The organism is Acinetobacter sp. S-1, from assembly GCF_059579785.1.
Map to the genome: position 1 here is coordinate 2173309 of NZ_CM184207.1, position 20379 is coordinate 2193687.

Genomic DNA, 20379 nt, shown 5'->3' on the forward strand with positions numbered 1-20379 from the left:
AAACAATTAACTCGCTAACGCTTTTTCAATATCAGCTTCTAAAGCTTCTGGTTTAGTCGTAGGTGCATAGCGATTTAAAACAGCGCCATCTTTGCCTACCAAGAATTTGGTAAAGTTCCATTTAATGCTACTACTACCTAAAATACCTTTAGCTTCACGTGTTAAATATCTAAAAATCACATGGGCTTCCGGGCCTTTTACATCAACTTTAGCAAACATGGGAAATTTCACCCCATAGTTACGCTGACAGAAGCTACCAATTTCTTTATTGCTTCCTGGATCTTGCCCACCAAACTGGTTGCAGGGAAAACCTAAAACTTCTAATCCTTGATCTTTATATTTTTCATAAAGTTTTTCGAGACCAGCAAATTGTGGTGTAAAACCACATTTACTGGCAGTGTTTACAATTAGTAAAACTTTACCTTTGTAATCAGCCAATTGCTTAACTTCACCCTCTAACAGCTCAGCTTCAAACTGATAAATATTACTCATGGATAGGTTTCCTCATCATTTTTTTCTTCTGTTTTCAGTTGTAATGATGCCGAGTTTACACAGTAGCGCAAACCTGTCGGCTGTGGTCCATCTTCAAATACATGCCCTAAATGAGCTTCGCAATCATGACAAACTATTTCAGTTCTGACCATACCATGCGTTAAATCTTCATGTTCATCAATGACAGCACCATTGATCGGACGGAAGAAACTTGGCCAACCGCAACCGCTATCATATTTGGTATCTGATGAGAACAACTCTGCGCCGCAGCAACGGCAAACATAGGTACCATGTTGCTTAGTATTCCAGTATTGCCCCGTAAATGCAGGTTCAGTGCCTTTTTGTCGTGTAATCCGATACTCTTCTGGTGATAACTCTCTTTGCCATTCCCGGTCTGTTTTATTGACTTTTCCCATGACATACACCTTTTATTCTGAAGTAAACATTTCTGATGATCGAGTTTTATATTTACGCCATTCATCACAAAAACACTAGTCTCTGAACGTAAAATTTGTTGGAATTTAAACATATAAAGAACAAAAAGCAAAAAGTAAGCAAAATACAAAATCAAAAGTAAGCAAATTTATTACTAATCTTCTTTAAAGCAAGCAAACATAGTGCTATTCTAAGTGCGCACGGTTGTATAGGACAGAACATGTCTCAGAAAAAAAGTGTGGTTTTCCAACAACTACTACCAATTATTAAACAATATCAACAATCGGGTTTTACCCATGAAAAAATTGTTGAACTATTGAAAGATCAACATGATCTAAATTTGGTAACAGTTAAAACATTTAAAAGTTATTTATACCGATATGCAAAAGTGAATCCCGTTATGTCTAAAAATACTGCTACCATCCATTCCATGCCATCTACTCGAGAAATCAAAAAATCATCGAAGCTTGAGCATGTTTGTTATGACATCCGTGGGCCAGTTTTACGAGCCGCCAATGAAATGGAAGAGCAAGGACATAAGATTATCAAGTTGAATATTGGTAACCCAGCTCCTTTTGGATTTGAAGCACCACAAGAAATTATTAATGATGTTGCTTTAAACTTACCAAACGCAATTGGTTATGTTGACTCAAAAGGTATCTTCCCTGCTCGTAAAGCAATTTGTCAGTATTACCAGCAAAAAGGAATTCTCAATATGCATGTCAATGACGTGTATATTGGCAATGGCGTATCTGAACTCATCGTAATGGCTATGCAAGGCTTATTAGATGACGGAGACGAAATGCTGATTCCAATGCCGGATTATCCGCTTTGGACAGCAGCAGTTAATCTTTCAGGCGGCACGGCAATTCATTATAAATGTGATGAAGAAAATAGCTGGTACCCAGATATTGCTGATATTGAAAGTAAGATTACTCCGAATACTCGCGGTATTGTCATCATTAACCCAAACAATCCTACGGGTTCGGTATATCCACGCCACATTCTTGAACAGATTGTAGCGATTGCAAAAAAATATGATCTAATTTTATTTGCTGATGAAATTTACGACAAAATTATTTATGACGGTATTGAACATGTTTCAGTAGCATCATTAGCTGGCGACCAGCTTTGTGTATCTTTTAATGGTTTATCAAAAGCTTATCGTATTGCAGGCTTCCGTTCAGGTTGGATGGCAATTACGGGTGATAAAAGCCGTGCTGCTGACTATATCGAAGGATTAGACATGTTGGCATCAATGCGCCTATGTGCAAACGTTCAAGCTCAATATGCGATTCAAACTGCCCTAGGCGGTTATCAATCAATTAATGACTTGATTCGTCCTGGTGGCCGTTTATACGAACAGCGCAATATTGCTTGGGAAATGCTTAATGAAATTCCAGGTGTAAGCTGTGTAAAACCAGATGGAGCAATGTACTGTTTCCCTCGCCTCGACCCGAACATCTATCCAATTGAAGATGACGAAAAGTTAATGCTTGATTTGCTACGTGCAGAAAAAGTTTTATTGGTTCAAGGTACAGGCTTTAATTGGCCAACTCCAGATCATTTCCGTGTGGTTTTCCTACCTGCTGAAAATGAATTACGTGAAGCAATTACACGACTAGGACGTTTCTTAGCCAATCGTCGTTAAAAAAATACATAATAAAAAAGGCATCTTAAACTAGGTGCTTTTTTTATAATTCTATTTTTTTCATTTTTATAAAAGAAGAATCTCCTAACCACATAACAACGTTACCAACAAAAAATAAGTTATTGTATTTAAATTATTTTTATAAATTTTATGATTCTTTCGACTTCAAGAATTAGTTAATTTTTTGATTTATATATTTTTTACCATACGTTTTAAATTACTTGATTTCCTTCAATCTACTTAACCTTTATTATGCAAAAAATGCATGGATCAATATTTTTTTGCATTTCACACTGCTTCAAAATCGAGCAACAATCCATCTCCATAACAACATCGCCATATTCGATTCGGTTAAAAAAGATACAGATCTAGGAAGATAACATCGTTAGAACGACCGAACTGAACTAACAAGGAAAGCTTTCAATCATTCAAATCCCATCAAAGGATGATTGAATCAAATGGATAGAGGTTCATATGAAGCAAAAGAAATTGCTCAAGTATATTGTTGTTGCTATTTTACTTGGCATACTGACAGGTTGGATTTGTCACCACTTCTTTAATGAGGGTGAACAATTGAAGCAAATCGCTTCTTATCTCAACATACCTACAGATATCTTTTTACGCCTTATCAAAATGATTATTGCTCCATTGGTATTTGCCACTATTGTTTCAGGCATTGTATCAATGGGGAAATCGACATCAATCGGCAGTATCACCCTTAAATCAATGACTTGGTTTATTACTGCTTCGTTCGTATCGCTTGCTATCGGTATGGGTCTGGCAAACTTTTTCCAACCAGGTGCAGCTTTAGATTTAGTATTACCAACTGCGCAACAATTGAGTAGCTCTTCTGCTCCAGCGACTACAGGCTTCACTCTACAATCATTTTTAAGCCATGTTTTCCCACGCAGTATTGCCGAAGCAATGGCAAATAACGATATTTTGCAAGTCCTTGTTTTCTCTATTTTCTTTGGCTCAGCCCTTGCTTTTGTAAATCAAGGCAAAGAAAAAGATTCAGTTATCATTCGTTTGACTGATGAACTCAGCAAAATCATGTTCCGTATTACTGATTACGTCATGATGTTTGCACCTGTTGCAGTATTTGCAGCAATCGCTTCAGCAATTACAGTACAAGGTTTAGGCTTGATTGTTGACTATGGCATTTTAATCGCAGAGTTCTACTTTGGTCTTTTATTACTGTGGATCATCTTATTCTCCGTAGGTGCAATCGTACTTAAAAAAGATATTTTCCTTTAGGGAAATTAATTCGTGAACCTGTAACGCTTGCTTTTGCTACAGCTTCAAGTGAATCAGCCTATCCTAAAGTAATGGATGCACTAAATAAATTTGGTGTGCCTAAAAAAGTAACGAGCTTTGTATTACCTTTAGGTTATTCATTCAACCTTGATGGTTCAATGATGTACACCACGTTTGCAGTACTCTTTATTGCTCAGGCCTACAATATTGACCTTAGTTTCACTCAACAAATCTTAATTTTGTTAACTCTAATGGTAACAAGTAAAGGTATTGCAGGTGTTTCTCGAGCTTCTATTGTAGTTATTTCAGCGACGCTCACTATGTTCCACTTACCTGAAGCTGGCATCCTTTTATTGCTCGGTATCGATCAGTTCCTTGATATGGGCCGTACCGCAACAAACGTAGTAGGTAACAGTATTGCTACCGCAGTTGTTGCCAAGCTTGAAGGCGATAAAGTGGCTGATAGTGAAGAACTACCAGAACCAGTATTAATTAAATCAACTCAAGAACAAACGACCGCTTAAGTTTCTCTTTTCTCCCACTCTCCCAACTTAAGAGCAATTTTATATGACCTTATAAAATTGCTCTTTTTTTATTTTAAAATTGATGGCGGAAATTCACATATATTTTTATATTAAATAATGACTTTAAACTGCTATTAAATTTTCTTAAATCAAACCTTAAAAATAGAATGAAAATTATTCAAACAAATTTTATATTTTTAAAAATAAATACCAAGTGATTAAATTTTAATTCAATTTACAACAATTAAATTATATTAAATTAATGGAATTATTTTTCAATTCATACTGAAAAATTTAAAATCATCCTAATATTAAATTATAACAATAAAAATCAACAATATAAAAATATCAAATGGCAAAAAATTGCTTAAACACATCTATTATTTTTTAATTTTATACAGATAAAAAAATCATTCGTTTTATTTATATTAAAAAGTAAACAAATCAAGATAAATTAGAAAAACTTAATAGATTTTTTATTTTATTCATGTTATTTATTAGCGCTAAATAAAAGCAATGATTAAGCGGTTGTTGGTGAAACAAAATGCTATTCAAGGATGCTTCTTATTCAAACAAGTTATGAATATGTTTTACATGGTATGTATTTTGCTTAGGAAAAGCAGCCATATTCAACAAACTTTTACTTCGTCACTTCATAAGGATATTTTCGATGTTGACTAAAACTGTTAAATCTTTAGGTTTAGCGATGGGCTTATTAGCCTGCTCTCTCCCACTTTATGCAAAAAATAATGTTGTTGTAGTTGCGACTGGCGGTACTATCGCTGGTGCTGGCGCAAGCTCGGCAAATAGTGCAACTTATACTGCTGCAAAAGTTCCTGTTGATACGCTAATTAACGCAGTTCCACAAATCAAAGATTTGGCAAATGTAACTGGTATTCAAGCATTACAAATCGCTTCTGAGAGTATTACTGACAAGGAATTATTAGAAATTGCTCGTCAAGTGAATGAGCTTGTTAAAAAGCCATCTGTTAATGGTGTCGTAATTACACACGGTACAGATACTTTAGAAGAAACAGCATTTTTCTTAAATTTGGTTGTTCATACTGATAAACCGATTGTACTTGTTGGCTCAATGCGTCCTTCAACTGCTCTTTCAGCTGATGGTCCACTTAACCTTTATAGTGCAGTTGCTTTAGCAGCTTCTGATGATGCAAAAAATAAAGGCGTTATGGTTCTTATGAACGACTCTATTTTTGCTGCACGTGATGTAACTAAAGGTATTAACATTCATACCAATGCTTTTGTTAGCCAATGGGGCGCTTTAGGTACATTAGTTGAAGGCAAACCATACTGGTTCAGACAATCTGTAAAACGCCATACAAATGCTTCAGAATTTAATATTGAAAATATTAAAGGCGATGCACTTCCAACTGTACAGATCGTTTATGGTTCGGACTCTATGCTTCCAGATGCATATGAGGCGTATGCAAAAGCTGGTGCTAAAGCGATCATTAATGCAGGTACTGGTAACGGTTCTGTACCAAAATATATCGTACCAACCTTACAAAATCTTCACGACAAAAACGGTATTCAAATTATCCGTTCATCACGTGTCGCACAAGGCTTCGTATTACGTGATGCAGAACAACCTGACTCTAAATATGGTTGGGTAGCAGCACATGATTTAAACCCTCAAAAAGCGCGTCTTCTTGCAGCTTTAGCTCTTACTAAGACTAATGACACGAAAGAAATTCAGCGCATGTTCTGGCAGTACTAAGTTTTTCAACCAGCCCAAACACAAAGTTTGGGTTGGTCCTATTTCTTAAAAATAAGCTCTTTTATATTAAATCTGTACAATAGATATTCAAATCATTCTTCTTAAATAATAAAATCCTTAACAGTTTGCCAAAATATTAAGCATTTCGTTTTAACTTTGCGTGCTAAACTATGCTGCAGTCGTATTAAGGATTGGTTTATGCAGTTTGTTCATCTCGGTATTTATACAGAATTTTCGATTACAGAGTCGATAGTTCGCATACCTGACTTGGTCAACGCTGCGGTTAAAGACCAAATGCCTGCACTGGCATTAACCGATCTATCAAACCTTCATGCAGCAGTAAAATTTTATAATTCTTGTTTAAAAAAAGGGATTAAGCCGCTTTTAGGTAGCACAATTCGCCTTGACGATGCTCAACATCGTGCAACTTTACTTGCAATGAGTAATGTAGGCTGGAAAAGTCTCACCGAAATCGTTTCACGCGGTTTTATTGAAGGGCAACAACTCAGTATTCCATGTGTAAAAAAAGAATGGGTACTTGAACAGCATCAAGATATTATTGTTTTACTTGGTCAACATAGTGATGTGGGTCAGATGCTTTGCTCATCTAACCCTCAAAAAGCAGCTCCGCTTTTAGAAGCATGGATCGAAAAATTTGGTAACCGTGTTTATCTGGCTTTAACACGTACCGATCGTCCTGGTGAAGAAGACTTTATTCAAGAAGCCGCTAAACTTGCTGCCCAATATAATGTCGGTGTAGTTGCACATAATGATGTGCACTTTGTAGAAAAAGAAGATTTTGAAGCCCACGAAGCCCGTGTTTGTATTGCTGATGGCTATGTATTAGCAGATGACCGTCGTCCACGTTTATATAGCCCTGAGCAACATTTTAAAACCTCGAACGAAATGATCGAGTTGTTTTCAGATATCCCAAGTGCTATCGAAAACACCTATAACATTGCAAAACGCTGTAATGTTAGCCTACAACTCGGCACTTACTTTTTACCTGACTATCCAATTCCAGATGGCTTTACCATCGACACTTACTTTGAGCATTTGTCAAAAGTAGGTCTAGAAGAACGTTTAGATTATCTCTACCCTGTCGAAAAACGTGGCGAAGACTGGCCAGAAATTCGTAAACCTTATGATGAACGAATTGATTACGAAGTCGGCATTATCCTCAAAATGGGATTCCCGGGTTACTTCCTTATCGTCATGGACTTCATCCAGTGGGCAAAAAATAATGGCGTTCCTGTAGGACCTGGACGTGGTTCAGGTGCGGGCTCACTCGTTGCCTATAGCTTAAAAATTACTGACCTTGATCCTCTTCGTTACGATCTACTTTTCGAACGTTTCTTAAACCCAGAACGTGTTTCGATGCCTGACTTTGATGTCGACTTCTGTATTGCCGGACGTGACCGCGTCATTGATTATGTTTCCCGTACCTATGGACGTGAAGCCGTATCACAAATTGCAACTTTCGGTACGATGGCAGCAAAAGGTGCAATTCGTGACGTTGCGCGTGTTTTAGGTAAATCTTACGGTTTAGCTGACCGTATCTCAAAAATGGTACCAACTAAACCGCTCGGTGTGGACTTAGCCACTGCTATCGAGATGGAACCCCAGCTTAAAGATATCGTTACCAACCCATCTAACCCAGATAATGATGATGCGAGTGAAATCTGGGAAATGGCATTAAAATTAGAAGGTATCACCCGAAATACCGGTAAACATGCCGGCGGTGTTGTTATTGCACCCGGCAAGATTACCGATTTCTCGGCTGTACTTTGTGAGGAAGATGGAACAAGCCGTGTTGCTCAATATGATAAAGACGATGTAGAAGCAGCAGGTCTCGTCAAATTCGACTTCTTGGGTTTACGTAACTTAACCGTTATTGAAGACGCAATTCAAAATATTAATAAAAATCGCGATAGTAATGATCCACTCATAATTTCGCATGTTCCACTTGATGATGCTAAAGCATATTCTGTCTTTGCCGATGCAAATACAACAGCGGTATTCCAGTTTGAATCCGTCGGCATGAAACGAATGCTTAAAGAAGCACGTCCAAGTAAATTTGAAGAGATTATTGCGTTCGTATCATTGTACCGTCCTGGTCCAATGGATCTTATTCCTGACTTTATTCACCGTATGCATGGTGGAGATTTTGAATATCTTCACCCACTTCTTGAAGGTGTATTAGAGCCAACTTACGGGATTATGGTTTACCAAGAACAGGTGATGCAGACAGCACAGATCTGTGCAGGTTACACATTAGGTGGCGCGGACTTACTTCGCCGTGCAATGGGTAAAAAGAAACCTGAGGAGATGGTGAAACAACGCCAAATCTTCTTGGCAGGTGCTGCTGAAAAAGGAATTGATGAAAGTACAGCCAACCATATCTTTGACTATATGGAAAAGTTCGCAGGCTATGGTTTCAACAAATCTCACGCTGCCGCTTACGCCCTAGTTGCTTACCATACTGCATGGTTAAAAGCACATTATCCTGCTGAGTTTATGGCAGCGGTAATGTCATCGGAAATGCAGAACACCGACAGTGTTGTATTTTTAATTGATGACTGCCGAAATAATGGCCTAGAAGTTTTACCACCATCAGTCAATATGTCGACTTATCATTTCCATGCGAGCGATGATAAAACTATTGTATATGGTTTAGGTGCAATTAAAGGTGTCGGCGAACAAGCGATGCAGTCAGTTATTGACTCTCGTCGACAATTTGGTCCTTATACAGATCTATTCGATTTTTGCCATCGTATTGATTTGAAGAAAATCAATAAGCGTACTCTTGAAGCGTTGATTCGTGCAGGTGCACTCGATTGCTTGGGAATTGAACGTGCAAGCTTAATGGCACAATTGCCTGAAGCTGTTCAAGCTGCTGAACAAGCGCGAAGTAACCGTGAAAGCGGTATTATGGATTTATTTGGTGAGGTTGAAGAAGTTCAGCGTAAGCCAGCTAAACCAGTAAAACCGTGGAGTGATGAAGTTCGTCTAAAAGGCGAAAAAGACACGCTTGGCCTATATCTCACTGGTCACCCAATTGATGTTTACCGACAAGAACTTAAAGCTTTTATTCCGGTAAAATTAAATGAAATTACGGCTACACGTCGCGGTGTTACAACAGTGTATGCAGGTTTAGTTATTGACGTCGCAAACTTCCCGAATCGGGTAGTTATTGTACTAGATGATGGTACAGCTCGTATTGAAGTAAGTTGCAACCATGAACGTTTCCAACGTTTTAAAGATATTATCCAAGTTGAGCGTGTTGTCGTCTTTGAAGGCGAAATTTATGAAAGAGAAGGCTTTGAACGTCCAATGGGCCGTTTAACCAAGGCTTTTACTTTAAATGAAATACGACAAAAACGTGCTAACAGTATTCAGATCAAATTAGCAGAAGAGTTTATGCAAGCCACTTTGGCAAAAGATTTACAAAACATAATCTTGCCATTTTGCAATGTAGATATGCATCAACATATCACTCTACAGCTACAGATTGATCAACCTTATGCTCAAGCTGAGCTTCAACTTGGTCCGCAATGGAAAGTTGCTCCTCTCGATGAATTACTTGCTAAACTCAGAGATTATTTTGGTAAAGATAATATTTATATTGAATATCAAGTAAAGTCGAAAGCAGCTAAAGCAGCAGAACCTGCTCGTCCGCAAACCGTTGCTTCCCCTCCTGCGGACATGACTATGGACGATGCATTGGATTTATACCAAAGCGAAGTTTCTCAATATTCGTAATTTCTGGAAATCTTATGAGTTCGTTTGATCACAACACTGTGTCAAAACAATTAGCACAAGTGCGTATTGTCATGGTAAACACTACCTTGCCAGCTAATATTGGCAGTGCTTTACGCGCCATGAAAACAATGGGACTAATTAAATTAGTTCTTGTTGCACCTAAAACATATCCTCACCCAGACATACAAGCGCTTGCTGCTGGTGCCCAGGATTTATTTGAACATCTTGAGATTGTCGATACCTTAGAAGATGCTATTAAAGATTGCCATTTAGTATTTGGAACAAGTGCACGTAGCCGTACTATTCCTTGGCCTTTACTTGACGTAAGACCAGCTGCCAAAGAAGCTATTAAGGCCACTACTCAAGGGCAACAAATTGCGATTGTTTTTGGCCGTGAAGATCGTGGTTTAACTAACGAAGAATTAGCACTGGCAAATTATCATTTAACAATTCCTGTCAATCCAGACTATGGCGTATTAAATGTTGCGCAAGCGATTCAAGTCGTATGTTACGAGCTTCGCATGTCTGCTCTTGAGCAAGAGAAAGTCGATCAAGAAGTAGATGAAATGCCATTAGTTCAAGGTCAAAGCATGCAATGGGATGAACCATTGGTGACTCAGCAACAAATGGAAGAGTTTTACCCTCATCTAGAGAAAATGCTGACCGAAATTGAATTTTTAGATCCAGATAATCCACGTTTGTTACCTTTACGCTTGCGTCGTTTATTTGGTCGTATACAATTAGATCGTATGGAATATCATTTACTTCGCGGTATTTTTAGTCGAGTACAAGCCCTAACCACTGGTAAATGGAAAAAAGCATTATCTGACAAGGAGGATCAACCCAATGCTTAAACAGCTGAAAGAAGATATAAAGGCTGTATTTGCGCGAGATCCTGCTGCCCGCAATACACTCGAAGTTCTCACGACCTACCCTGGCATTCATGCGATTATGATGCATCGTGTCGCACATGAGTTATGGCAAAAAGATTGTAAAGGTGCTGCTCGCCTACTTTCTTCATTTAGTCGTTTTGCAACAGGAATTGAAATTCATCCTGGCGCTAAAATCGGTAAACGTTTTTTTATTGATCACGGTATGGGTGTTGTGATTGGTGAAACGGCTGAAATTGGCGATGATGTTACGCTTTATCATGGTGTTACCCTAGGTGGAACAACATGGAATAAAGGTAAACGCCACCCAACTTTAGAAGATGGCGTTGTTGTTGGTGCTGGTGCAAAAATTTTAGGTCCATTTACCATAGGCAAAGGTGCTAAAGTCGGTTCAAATGCTGTGGTAACTAAAGCTGTTCCTGCTGGCGTGACCGCTGTAGGGAACCCTGCCCGCTATATTTATAAAGATGCACCTGACAAGAATAAAGATGAAGAACGTCGCCGTGATTATGCGCAAAGTATTGGTTTCGCTCCATATGCGACAACTGCTGATCAGTCTGACCCTATTTTAGAGGGTATGCGCGTTTTACTTGATCGTATTCAGCATAATGAAACGCGTATGAATAATTTATGCCAACGTTTATCAGAGCTAGACCCGAGCTTCAAAAAAGAAAGTCAGGATGAACAGCCTTTTAGTGATGAAGAACTGAAAATTATTGAAGAAGTTCGTCGTGAATGCGGTGCGCAAGATAAGACATCAAAAACGTAATATTCTTGATTCATAATGTAACACGCTTACCCTTGCATGTCTGTTTAGCTTTTCCTAGACTTACCTGTACCAAATCTGACTTTACTAAAATGAACGGAAGATCCTATGAATTTTAAGCCTTTGGCATATATAATCCTTGCGACCTCAAGTTTAACCGCTTGTACAATGGCACCCGTAAAAGAACAAAAAATTGAGCCTTTTGTTTTCAAGGAACCAGAGCTTACTCCTCCTTTTTATGCGCTAAACCCTTTTAACTATGATCAGCCACCAGCATTTGAAGTTGCATTAAAAGACGCTGCTGCACAGCCTGTAACCAAAATGGTCGTTAATCGTCAAGATGATCCAACCAAACAGCTTACTCTCGACGTCAATAAACTGATCGTTCCGACTGTCAATAATTCACAACGTTCAATGAAATACGCAGTTTTAGCCGGTGAAAATGAAATTGACGTGACTACTATTGATGACTTCTTACAGTTAGTGGAAGGTAAAGCACGTCACTACCCACCTCGCTTTACTGACCGTCAAGAACGTAAAGGCTTTGAAAGTAAACTTAAAGAAGTAACACAACAACTTGATACACTTGCTGCAAATCCAAATGCATCATTTGATATTTTAATTCGTGCTTTTAAAGCAAGTGTTCTTGCACGTAACCTTGATTTAGGTACTGTTCATACCACTAAATCTTTAGAATATGCTCAAAGACTTTTAAAAATTAATCCAGATGATGCGGAAACAAATTTCTGGTTCGGTTTTGGTTTATCTGAAGGTGGCGGTCAACGTGAAGCGATTCCATACTTAGACAAAGCCATTAAAGGTAATGTTCAAGAAGCATATTTAGCTGCTGCAAATAACTATATTGCAATGGAGCAAAAGAAAAACGCGATCCAGACGCTAAAGAACTATAAAGTTAAATATCCAGATGAAGCGGAAATTGCTGACCGTTTAATTCAAGAAATTGAAAAACAAGGTCGTTGGAACGTATGGCAAGTTTTAACTAACCCAGCAATGTCAGCAACTACTCCTGCTGCACCTAAAAAATAAGCTTAATTCTATAAAAAAGTGCTGTTTTGACAGCCCTTTTTTATATTTGATCATTTGAAAAATATTTTAAAATTTGTATGATCTACCTACCATTGAGCCACTATATTTTGACCATAATGTTTTCAATAAAAAGAAGCAAAACACTGTTGACGGTCATACTACTCGGTTCAATTCTGAGTGGTTGTCAGGTCGTAAATGTTAAACAGCAAGCTTTGAATGTAACGATTGCAAATGAACGTAATAGTATTCTTACCCAAGATAAACTTAGCGAAGCGAGTCTGAATGTTTTATCAATGTCTGGTCAGGAAGCTAAAGTTTGTACAGATACACCTGAAACCTGTGTAAATCAACTCAAAAACCTTCCTCAAATTTTAGATGAACAGTTCTTATCAGCAGCAAGCGAGATGTATCTCGCAAAAGCAATGGCTTTATCAGATACATCTGACTGTAAAGTAAGTAGATTTACTAAACATAAATCTGAAGAAGAACAAAAGAATATTCTGAATAGATATGCTGATTGCTTAGACCAGCAATTGACCCTATTAGATAAAAGTATTCGCTATAGCTATGCCTATCTATTTTCCACAAAACGTAAGCCTAATGACCGTATTTTTGATAATAGACAAGTTCAAATTCGCGATTTCTATAATCAAGCAATCGCCAAAATGGTCGGTGTTTATGACTTAAGACATCCAAAGAAAAATGTTGTTGAACCACAAATTCATATTGGTAAAAGTATTTATTCAATCGATTTTGAATTTCATAAACAATTAACGGGTCAAAAACTAGAAAAATTAATTTCAAGTTATAACCTGAATTTTTCTGGCTTAAGAACCATTAACCGCCGCGATGGTTTTGGCTCCGAATTTGTGGCTGTTTTTCCGAGTTCAGGAAATGAAGATATTAATGAATATATCCTAGACCCACTTAAATATAATTATAAAAATGGTGTTAATCCAAATATTCATAATGCACGCTACTTAGCTGCGACTATTGTAGCTGAACCCAAGCACGCGACCACTGTCGAAGAAATTATTAATAATCCAGAATTCGTCATTCGGGTTTATGACCCATATCGAACAGATAATATTAATGTAGCAGGCAAACAATATCCTCTAGCAGCTAACTTTTCAGCACCTTATGGCCTATGGTTAGCCGAAAACAATTTAGGGGTTGCAGCTTATTTAACTCTGATTGACCGCGATCAGCATTTAACTATGCCGCATCTCTATATGCTTGAACCATACAACCCAAATAAGAAAATTATTGTGTTAGTACATGGTTTGGCAAGTAGCCCCGAGGCATGGATTGCGCTGACCAATGATGTTATGGGCGATACGGTTTTAAGAGACAATTACCAAGTTTGGCAAGTTTTCTATTCGACCAACATGCCAATTTTGGAAAGTCGTTTTCAGATTTATGCTCTCTTGAAACAAGCTTTTGGTTCATTAAACCCAAGTGACCCTGCCGCGCATGATGCGGTCCTTGTTGGACATAGTATGGGAGGTATTATCAGCCGTTTACTGGTCAGTGATGGAGATATTACTAAACCTGCCTTAGAGTTGATGACGATTCGTCAGCAAAACCGCTTTAAAAAACATCCAATGGTTACTGAACGATTGCAAATGCATTCAATCAATAATTTTGATCGTGCAATTTTCTTGGCTTCTCCTCATCGCGGTACAGATTATGCGGATCGTTGGTTTACCTTGGCAGCACGTAAAATTATTCGTTTACCGGGTGCATTTTTGTCGGCTGTAGCGACTTCACTGACAACTGAAAATTTAGATGTTAAAGATTTCTTGAGTAATATTGATAATGGTTTGATTCAAAATGGACCGAGCGATCTAAGTCATCAATCTAAATTTATGGAACTCACAAAAGATATTAATCCACACCAAGGATTAGTTTTCCACTCTATTATGGGTAACATCACCAAGAGTGATGATCCAAATGTGATTACCGATGGTATTGTCCCTTATAAGAGTGCTCACTTAGAAGGTGCAAAATCTGAGAAAGTTCTTCCAGGTGGTCATTCAATCCAACTGACACCACAAGCTGTATTAGAGTTACGTCGTATTTTACGAGAGCATTTAGTCGAACACGGTTTATATAAACCATAAAAAGAAAAAGAGCCAAAGGTTATCCTTTGGCTCTTTCGTTTTGGACTTAAATTTTATTGCCCAGAACGGATGATGTAATCAAACGCTGAGAGTGATGCTTTAGCGCCTTCACCTGTAGCAATAATGATTTGCTTGTAAGGTACAGTCGTACAGTCACCCGCCGCAAATACACCTTGTACATTGGTTTCGTTGCGGTCATTCACAATGATCTCGCCACGGTTGGTTAATTCAACTTCACTGTCTTTCAAGAAGTCAGTGTTTGGTAGTAAACCAATCTGTACAAAGATCCCTGCAAGCTCGACCACATGCTCTTCATCAGTCGCACGGTCTTTATATTTAAGACCAGTCACTTGTGAACCATCACCTAACACTTCTGTACTTAAGGCATTCATAATCACCGTTGTGTTTGGCAAGCTATGCAATTTGTTTTGCAACACTTGGTCAGCACGAAGTTTAGTATCAAACTCAACTAAAGTGACATGCTCAACAATCCCTGCAAGGTCAATCGCTGCTTCAACACCTGAGTTACCACCACCAATCACGGCAACACGTTTGCCTTTGAACAATGGACCATCACAGTGTGGGCAGTACGCAACACCACGGGTACGGTATTCTTGCTCACCCGGTACATTCATCTCTCTCCAACGTGCACCTGTAGAAAGGATCACAGTTTTCGATTCAAGTTTTGCACCGTTTTCAAGTTCAACTTCAACCAAGCCATTTGCAGTCTGGTTGGCACCCGTGATTTTGCTGACACGTTGCAAGTTCATGATATCGACATCATATTCACGAACATGGGCTTCCATCTCGGCAGCAAACTTAGGACCTTGAGTCTTTTGCACAGAAGTGAAGTTTTCAATGTCCATGGTGTCCATGACCTGACCACCGAAGCGTTCAGCCACGATACCAGTATTAATGCCTTTACGTGCAGCATAAATTGCAGCCGTTGCACCCGCAGGACCGCCACCAATCACCAATACATCAAAAGCATCTTTAGCATTGAGTGCTGCCGCATCTTTTTCAGCTGAGTTGGTATCAAGTTTTGCCACAATCTCTTCAAGCGTCATACGACCTTGACCAATGTGTTCGTTGTCTTGGAATACCATCGGTACTGCCATGATTTTGCGTTGCTCAACTTCGTCTTGGAAGAATGAACCGTCAATCATGGTTGCTGTGGTGTTCGGGTTATAAATCGCAATCAGGTTAAGTGCCTGTACCACGTCCGGACAGTTATGACAGCTAAGCGATACGAATACATCAAAGTTGGCTTTGAGATTTAAACCTTTAATCTGGTTGAGTACTTCATCAGAAACTTTTGGTGCATAGCCAGACACCTGCAACAGTGCCAAGATCAAAGACGTAAACTCATGGCCCATAGGTAAGCCTGCAAAGAACACACGAGGTTGTTCACCTGCTTTAGCGACACCAAAGCTTGGACGACGTGTATTGTTACCGTCAAAACGGGCAGTCACCTTGTCAGAAAGCTCAGCGATTTCACTTACCAACTCTTTAATTTGAGCTGCTTTATCTGATTCATCTAAGGCAGCAACTAATTCGATTGGACTTTCTAGACGTTCTAAATAAGCTTTTAATTGAGTTTTAATGTTTTGATCTAACATCTGTTTTTTACTCCAATGCATCCAAATTCTTTCAATAGATGCATAGTACGTGAAAACACAGAATAGGTGAAACAGTATGTTTTTATAGATTTAATCGGTTTTTTAGATTTAATTATTATTTACTTCAAATTAAAAAAAGCCAACCTGAACTCATCCAGCGCAGGTCGGCAAACTGGTTAAACTAGAGTAAGACCACACCAAATACAGCCCCAGCAATCAAAACATGTAAAGGATGAACCTTTTTAATTAAAGATAATAAAGTTGCAATGACTACCATAATAATGAGTAAAGTATTTATTGCCGCTGCCTCAGAAATAATCCACGCACTGGCAAGTACAGTTCCCACAGTGACAGGTTGTAAAGCAAGCTGTAAAACACGACGCCATTTCTTATCTTTAAATTTTGACCAGCCTCTCATCACAAATACAGTAATAAGAGAGGAAGGTAAAAATTTAGCAGTAGACGTTACAAGTAGACCTGACAACCCTGCTACATGCCATCCCACCAAAGGTACAATCATCATGTTCGGACCAGGGGCAGCTTGAGCCATGGCGAACAATGCACTGAATTCTTGTGCAGTCATCCAGTGATGAATATCAACTACTTGGCGTTGCATCTCAGGCAAAATTGTATTCCCGCCACCAAATGCAATAAGAGACAATTGAGTAAAAATGATCGCTAAAGTAAGTAGAACTGCACCCATTACACACGTCTCCAAATGATAGCTGAATAAAATGCCAACAAAATCAGCATCGTCACTAGTAAAGAGATTTTTAGAAAAGCAATACTGATAATTGCAGCAACCACTACGCAAATCGCTAATGGATTACGTAACAATGGCTTAAGCATTTTTAAACCTGTTGCAACTAGTAGCCCAGCCGCCGCAGCAGCTAAACCTTCAAAAAGATGCTTAACCATTAAATTATCTTGGAACTGCTCATAAACATAATGTAAAAGTACAACAATTATCGTAGGTGCAAGGATCAGACCAATGAGTGAGCTCACTGCCCCACGAACACCGCGAAACTCCATGCCAATCGCAACCGATAAATTAATAATATTGCCGCCTGGTAAAAATTGACACAGACCAAGTAACTCAGTGAATTTTTCAGGGCTTAACCACTGTCTCTGCTCTACAATAACTTTACGGGCTAAAGGCAGCACGCCACCGAACCCAATTAAACCTAATGTTAAAAAACCTAAAAATAACTCTGTGCTGGTCGGGACACTCTCCTTCTGCACAGCAATCTCAACATGGTTCATTTTCGTTACTTTTCACTTTATCTGACCAAGATAGAATGATACTTTTGTGATATATCTACAAATGCTTTTATTTTCATTAACCATACCATAAAGGTATTCCTATGCTCGATTTACATAAGCTCCATGCCTTTGTTGTGGTAGTTGAAGAAAGGAATATTACGCATGCTGCAAACCGATTGTTTATTCAACAGCCGCCTCTAACGCGTTTACTTAAAAAACTCGAAGAAGAACTTGGTACACAATTACTTATTCGCCAGCCTCGAGGAATTGAACCAACTGAGGCTGGTTTAGCCTTATTTAAAGAAGCACAACTTTTATTAGAACATGCCAGACATATTCCGAAATTAGTCCAAGATGTTAGCCAAGGTAAAACTGGTCAACTCAATATTGGTTTTACAAGTTCTGCGGGCTTGCATCCGCTCATTTCATTAGTATTGCGCTCATATCGAGAAATATATCCCAAGGTACAAACCAAACTTGAAGAAGCAGGCAGTCAAAAACAATTAGATCGTTTAATCTCTGAGAAACTTGATATTGCTTTTTTAAGAGCACCGATCAGCCGTGACATCGGGTTAAAACATCTTCATATATTAGATGAGCCAATGATGGTGGCATTGCCTATAGGCCATCCACTTACACAAAAAGAAAAAATTAGCTCAAATGACTTATCAAATGAAAATTTTGTTTTATACCGTCGTTCTTCAGGACAAGGTTTATATGACAATATTTTATATAGTTGCTACCAAGCAGGTTTTAGTCCACGCATTATTCAGGAAGCACCTCGGCCAACTGCAACATTAAATTTAGTTGCTGCTGGAATTGGTATAACGATTGTGCCAGCCTCAATGCATAACTTTTGGGAACATGAAATTGTGTATCGCGATTTTGATGATTCAATAAAAATGAATGCGCCTATTTACTTGATTACACGAGAAAATGAGAGCTCTGCCAAAGTTTCAAATTTTATTGAACTATTACAAAAACTTTTGCCCACAATGGCCTGAGTGTAAAAGCTAAGCAATAAAAAGTGCCCCGAGTGGAGCACTTTTTTATGAAACTGTTTATTTTTGATTTACTCGTTTTGACAGCTCTTCTGCTGATTCTTTGCGCTCAGAATAGCGATCTGTCAAATACTGTTTTTGCCCACGTGTTAATAAAGTGAACTTATACAATTCTTCCATAACATCAACGATTCGGTCATAGTAAGAGGATGGTTTCATACTGCCATCTTCTTCAAACTCTAAAAAAGCTTTAGCAACCGAAGACTGATTTGGGATGGTAATCATGCGCATCCAACGCCCTAAAATACGCATTTGATTGACCGCATTAAATGACTGCGAACCACCACTAACTTGCATGACTGCTAAGGTTTTACCTTGAGTTGCACGGATTGCTCCGGCTGCCAAAGGAATCCAGTCAATCTGGGCTTTTAAAATTGAACTCATTGCACCATGACGTTCTGGTGAACACCACACCATACCTTCTGCCCAAGCCAAAAGCGCATGTAATTCTTGAACTTTCGGATGATCAGTTCCTGCATCCTCAGGTAAAGGTAAACCTTTAGGATGAAAGATTTTGACTTCAGCACCTAAGTATTCAAGGATTCGACCAGCAGTCAGCACAGCAAAACGACTATAAGAACGTTCACGATTAGAACCATATAGCAATAAAATGCGAGGTGGATGCTCAAGCTGCTGTGCTTGCACTTGCTCAAATGTAGGCTTATCAAGAAGATCTAATGCTACATTTGATAATTCATTATTAAGACTGTTCATCTGAGAAATACTTTTTCTTTAACCAAAGAGAAACGGTAACGAGTGAAATTAAAACGGGAACTTCAACCAATGGTCCAATCACTGTGGTAAATGCCACAGGTGATGCCAAACCAAATGTTGCAATGGCAACCGCTAAAGCTAACTCAAAATTGTTACCAGCCGCAGTAAACGAAATAGCAGTGGTACGTGGATAGTTATTTCCCATACGTTTACTCATAAAGAAGCTAATGAAGAACATCACCACAAAGTAAATCGTCAATGGGATTGCAATACGTAATACATCTAAAGGTAAGCTCACGACATCACCACCTTTTAGGCTAAACATCGCCACGATGGTAAAAAGTAAAGCAATTAAACTAATCGGACTAATTTTAGGTAAAAATTTAGTTTGATACCATTCCAAACCTTTCGACTTGACTAAAATCAAACGCGTCAAGAACCCCATCAAAAATGGAATACCCAAGTACACCAAAACCGCATGTGTAATAGTCCAGAAATTCACATCAATGACTTGCCCTGCCACACCAAAATAAGGCGGCAAAAAGGTTAAGAATAACCATGCATAGGTACTGAAAAATAAGATTTGGAAAATACTGTTAAATGCAACCAACGCTGCAACATATTGGTTATCACCACAAGCAAGACCATTCCAGACCAAAACCATTGCAATACAACGTGCCAAACCAATTAAAATAAGACCAGTCATATACTCTGGATAACTATGCAGAAAAACAATCGCAAGTGCGAACATTAAAACTGGAGCTATCAACCAGTTTTGAACCAATGACAAAGTTAAAGTTTTCTTATCTTTAAATACTTCTGGTAACGTAGCGTAGTCAACCTTTGCTAAAGGTGGATACATCATCAAAATTAAGCCGATTGCGATTGGGATATTAACGTTATCCACACTCATCTGGTTCAAAGAAACCGAGGCCTGAGGAAAGAAAACTCCAATTGCCAAACCTAAAGCCATGGCTATAAAAATCCATAGCGTCAAATTTCGGTCTAAAAAGGAAAGTTTTTGCTTAGTCATGTCT

15 protein-coding genes and 1 pseudogene are annotated in these 20379 nt (G+C 38.5%); 9 read left to right on the forward strand and 7 right to left on the reverse strand.

The features are described from left to right. Positions 1 to 6: 6 nt before the first annotated feature. Both AC52J8_RS10420 and msrB read right to left on the reverse strand, forming a co-directional pair. On the reverse strand, positions 7 to 492 hold the full coding sequence (locus AC52J8_RS10420; RefSeq protein WP_002114194.1) for a glutathione peroxidase: 486 nt from the start codon (positions 490 to 492) through the stop codon (positions 7 to 9). Next, the gene (gene msrB, locus AC52J8_RS10425; protein WP_002114184.1) at positions 489 to 908 is read right to left on the reverse strand and encodes a peptide-methionine (R)-S-oxide reductase MsrB; all 420 of its coding nucleotides are present in this window, start codon (positions 906 to 908) and stop codon (positions 489 to 491) included. The genes AC52J8_RS10420 and msrB overlap by 4 nt, the downstream gene beginning before the upstream one ends. 239 nt (positions 909 to 1147) lie before the next feature. On the opposite strand from msrB, the gene AC52J8_RS10430 reads away from it, so the two are divergent. The 8 genes and pseudogenes from AC52J8_RS10430 (at position 1148) to AC52J8_RS10465 (ending at position 14685) form a co-directional block, all read left to right on the forward strand. Continuing rightward, positions 1148 to 2578, forward strand: a complete 1431-nt coding sequence (locus AC52J8_RS10430) for a pyridoxal phosphate-dependent aminotransferase (protein ID WP_014206525.1) — start codon at positions 1148 to 1150, stop codon at positions 2576 to 2578. Positions 2579 to 3052: 474 nt separating this feature from the next. Then, positions 3053 to 4359, forward strand: a pseudogene (locus AC52J8_RS10435) (dicarboxylate/amino acid:cation symporter). A gap of 670 nt (positions 4360 to 5029) precedes the next feature. Continuing rightward, positions 5030 to 6097 carry a type II asparaginase gene (locus AC52J8_RS10440; protein WP_014206524.1) on the forward strand — a complete coding sequence of 356 codons (1068 nt, stop codon included), beginning with the start codon at positions 5030 to 5032 and terminating at the stop codon, positions 6095 to 6097. A gap of 198 nt (positions 6098 to 6295) precedes the next feature. Next, a complete protein-coding gene (dnaE, locus tag AC52J8_RS10445; protein WP_086398912.1) occupies positions 6296 to 9859 on the forward strand; it encodes a DNA polymerase III subunit alpha in 3564 nt (1187 codons plus the stop codon). A gap of 14 nt (positions 9860 to 9873) precedes the next feature. Then, complete coding sequence (locus AC52J8_RS10450) at positions 9874 to 10713, forward strand: RNA methyltransferase (RefSeq protein WP_197738923.1); 840 nt, start codon at positions 9874 to 9876, stop codon at positions 10711 to 10713. After that, positions 10706 to 11518, forward strand: a complete 813-nt coding sequence (gene cysE / locus AC52J8_RS10455) for a serine O-acetyltransferase (RefSeq protein WP_017403186.1) — start codon at positions 10706 to 10708, stop codon at positions 11516 to 11518. Before AC52J8_RS10450 ends, cysE begins: the two co-directional genes overlap by 8 nt. A 105-nt stretch (positions 11519 to 11623) precedes the next feature. Next, a complete protein-coding gene (locus AC52J8_RS10460; protein ID WP_017399898.1) occupies positions 11624 to 12562 on the forward strand; it encodes an ABUW_2363 family tetratricopeptide repeat lipoprotein in 939 nt (312 codons plus the stop codon). A gap of 116 nt (positions 12563 to 12678) precedes the next feature. After that, a complete protein-coding gene (locus tag AC52J8_RS10465) occupies positions 12679 to 14685 on the forward strand; it encodes an esterase/lipase family protein (protein ID WP_086398911.1) in 2007 nt (668 codons plus the stop codon). 53 nt (positions 14686 to 14738) lie between these two features. Here the strand turns inward: AC52J8_RS10465 and ahpF are convergent, their stop codons facing one another. The 3 genes from ahpF to AC52J8_RS10480 all read right to left on the reverse strand — a co-directional run bounded on the left by ahpF (position 14739) and on the right by AC52J8_RS10480 (position 17567). Beyond that, the gene (gene ahpF, locus AC52J8_RS10470) at positions 14739 to 16304 is read right to left on the reverse strand and encodes an alkyl hydroperoxide reductase subunit F (RefSeq protein WP_031946971.1); all 1566 of its coding nucleotides are present in this window, start codon (positions 16302 to 16304) and stop codon (positions 14739 to 14741) included. A gap of 181 nt (positions 16305 to 16485) precedes the next feature. Further along, positions 16486 to 17007 carry a chromate transporter gene (locus tag AC52J8_RS10475; protein ID WP_000501457.1) on the reverse strand — a complete coding sequence of 174 codons (522 nt, stop codon included), beginning with the start codon at positions 17005 to 17007 and terminating at the stop codon, positions 16486 to 16488. After that, entirely contained in the window at positions 17007 to 17567 is a 561-nt protein-coding gene (locus AC52J8_RS10480) for a chromate transporter (RefSeq protein ID WP_086266134.1), read from the reverse strand. Before AC52J8_RS10480 ends, AC52J8_RS10475 begins: the two co-directional genes overlap by 1 nt. A gap of 101 nt (positions 17568 to 17668) precedes the next feature. Between AC52J8_RS10480 and AC52J8_RS10485 the strand changes: the two genes are divergently transcribed. Next, entirely contained in the window at positions 17669 to 18571 is a 903-nt protein-coding gene (locus AC52J8_RS10485; protein ID WP_068564295.1) for a LysR family transcriptional regulator, read from the forward strand. 57 nt (positions 18572 to 18628) lie between these two features. On the opposite strand, the gene arsH is transcribed toward AC52J8_RS10485, so the two are convergent. Together arsH and arsB are read right to left on the reverse strand one after the other, a co-directional pair. Continuing rightward, positions 18629 to 19342 carry an arsenical resistance protein ArsH gene (gene arsH, locus AC52J8_RS10490; protein ID WP_086398910.1) on the reverse strand — a complete coding sequence of 238 codons (714 nt, stop codon included), beginning with the start codon at positions 19340 to 19342 and terminating at the stop codon, positions 18629 to 18631. After that, complete coding sequence (gene arsB / locus AC52J8_RS10495) at positions 19329 to 20375, reverse strand: ACR3 family arsenite efflux transporter (RefSeq protein WP_086266135.1); 1047 nt, start codon at positions 20373 to 20375, stop codon at positions 19329 to 19331. The genes arsH and arsB overlap by 14 nt, the downstream gene beginning before the upstream one ends. Positions 20376 to 20379 lie beyond the last annotated feature (4 nt).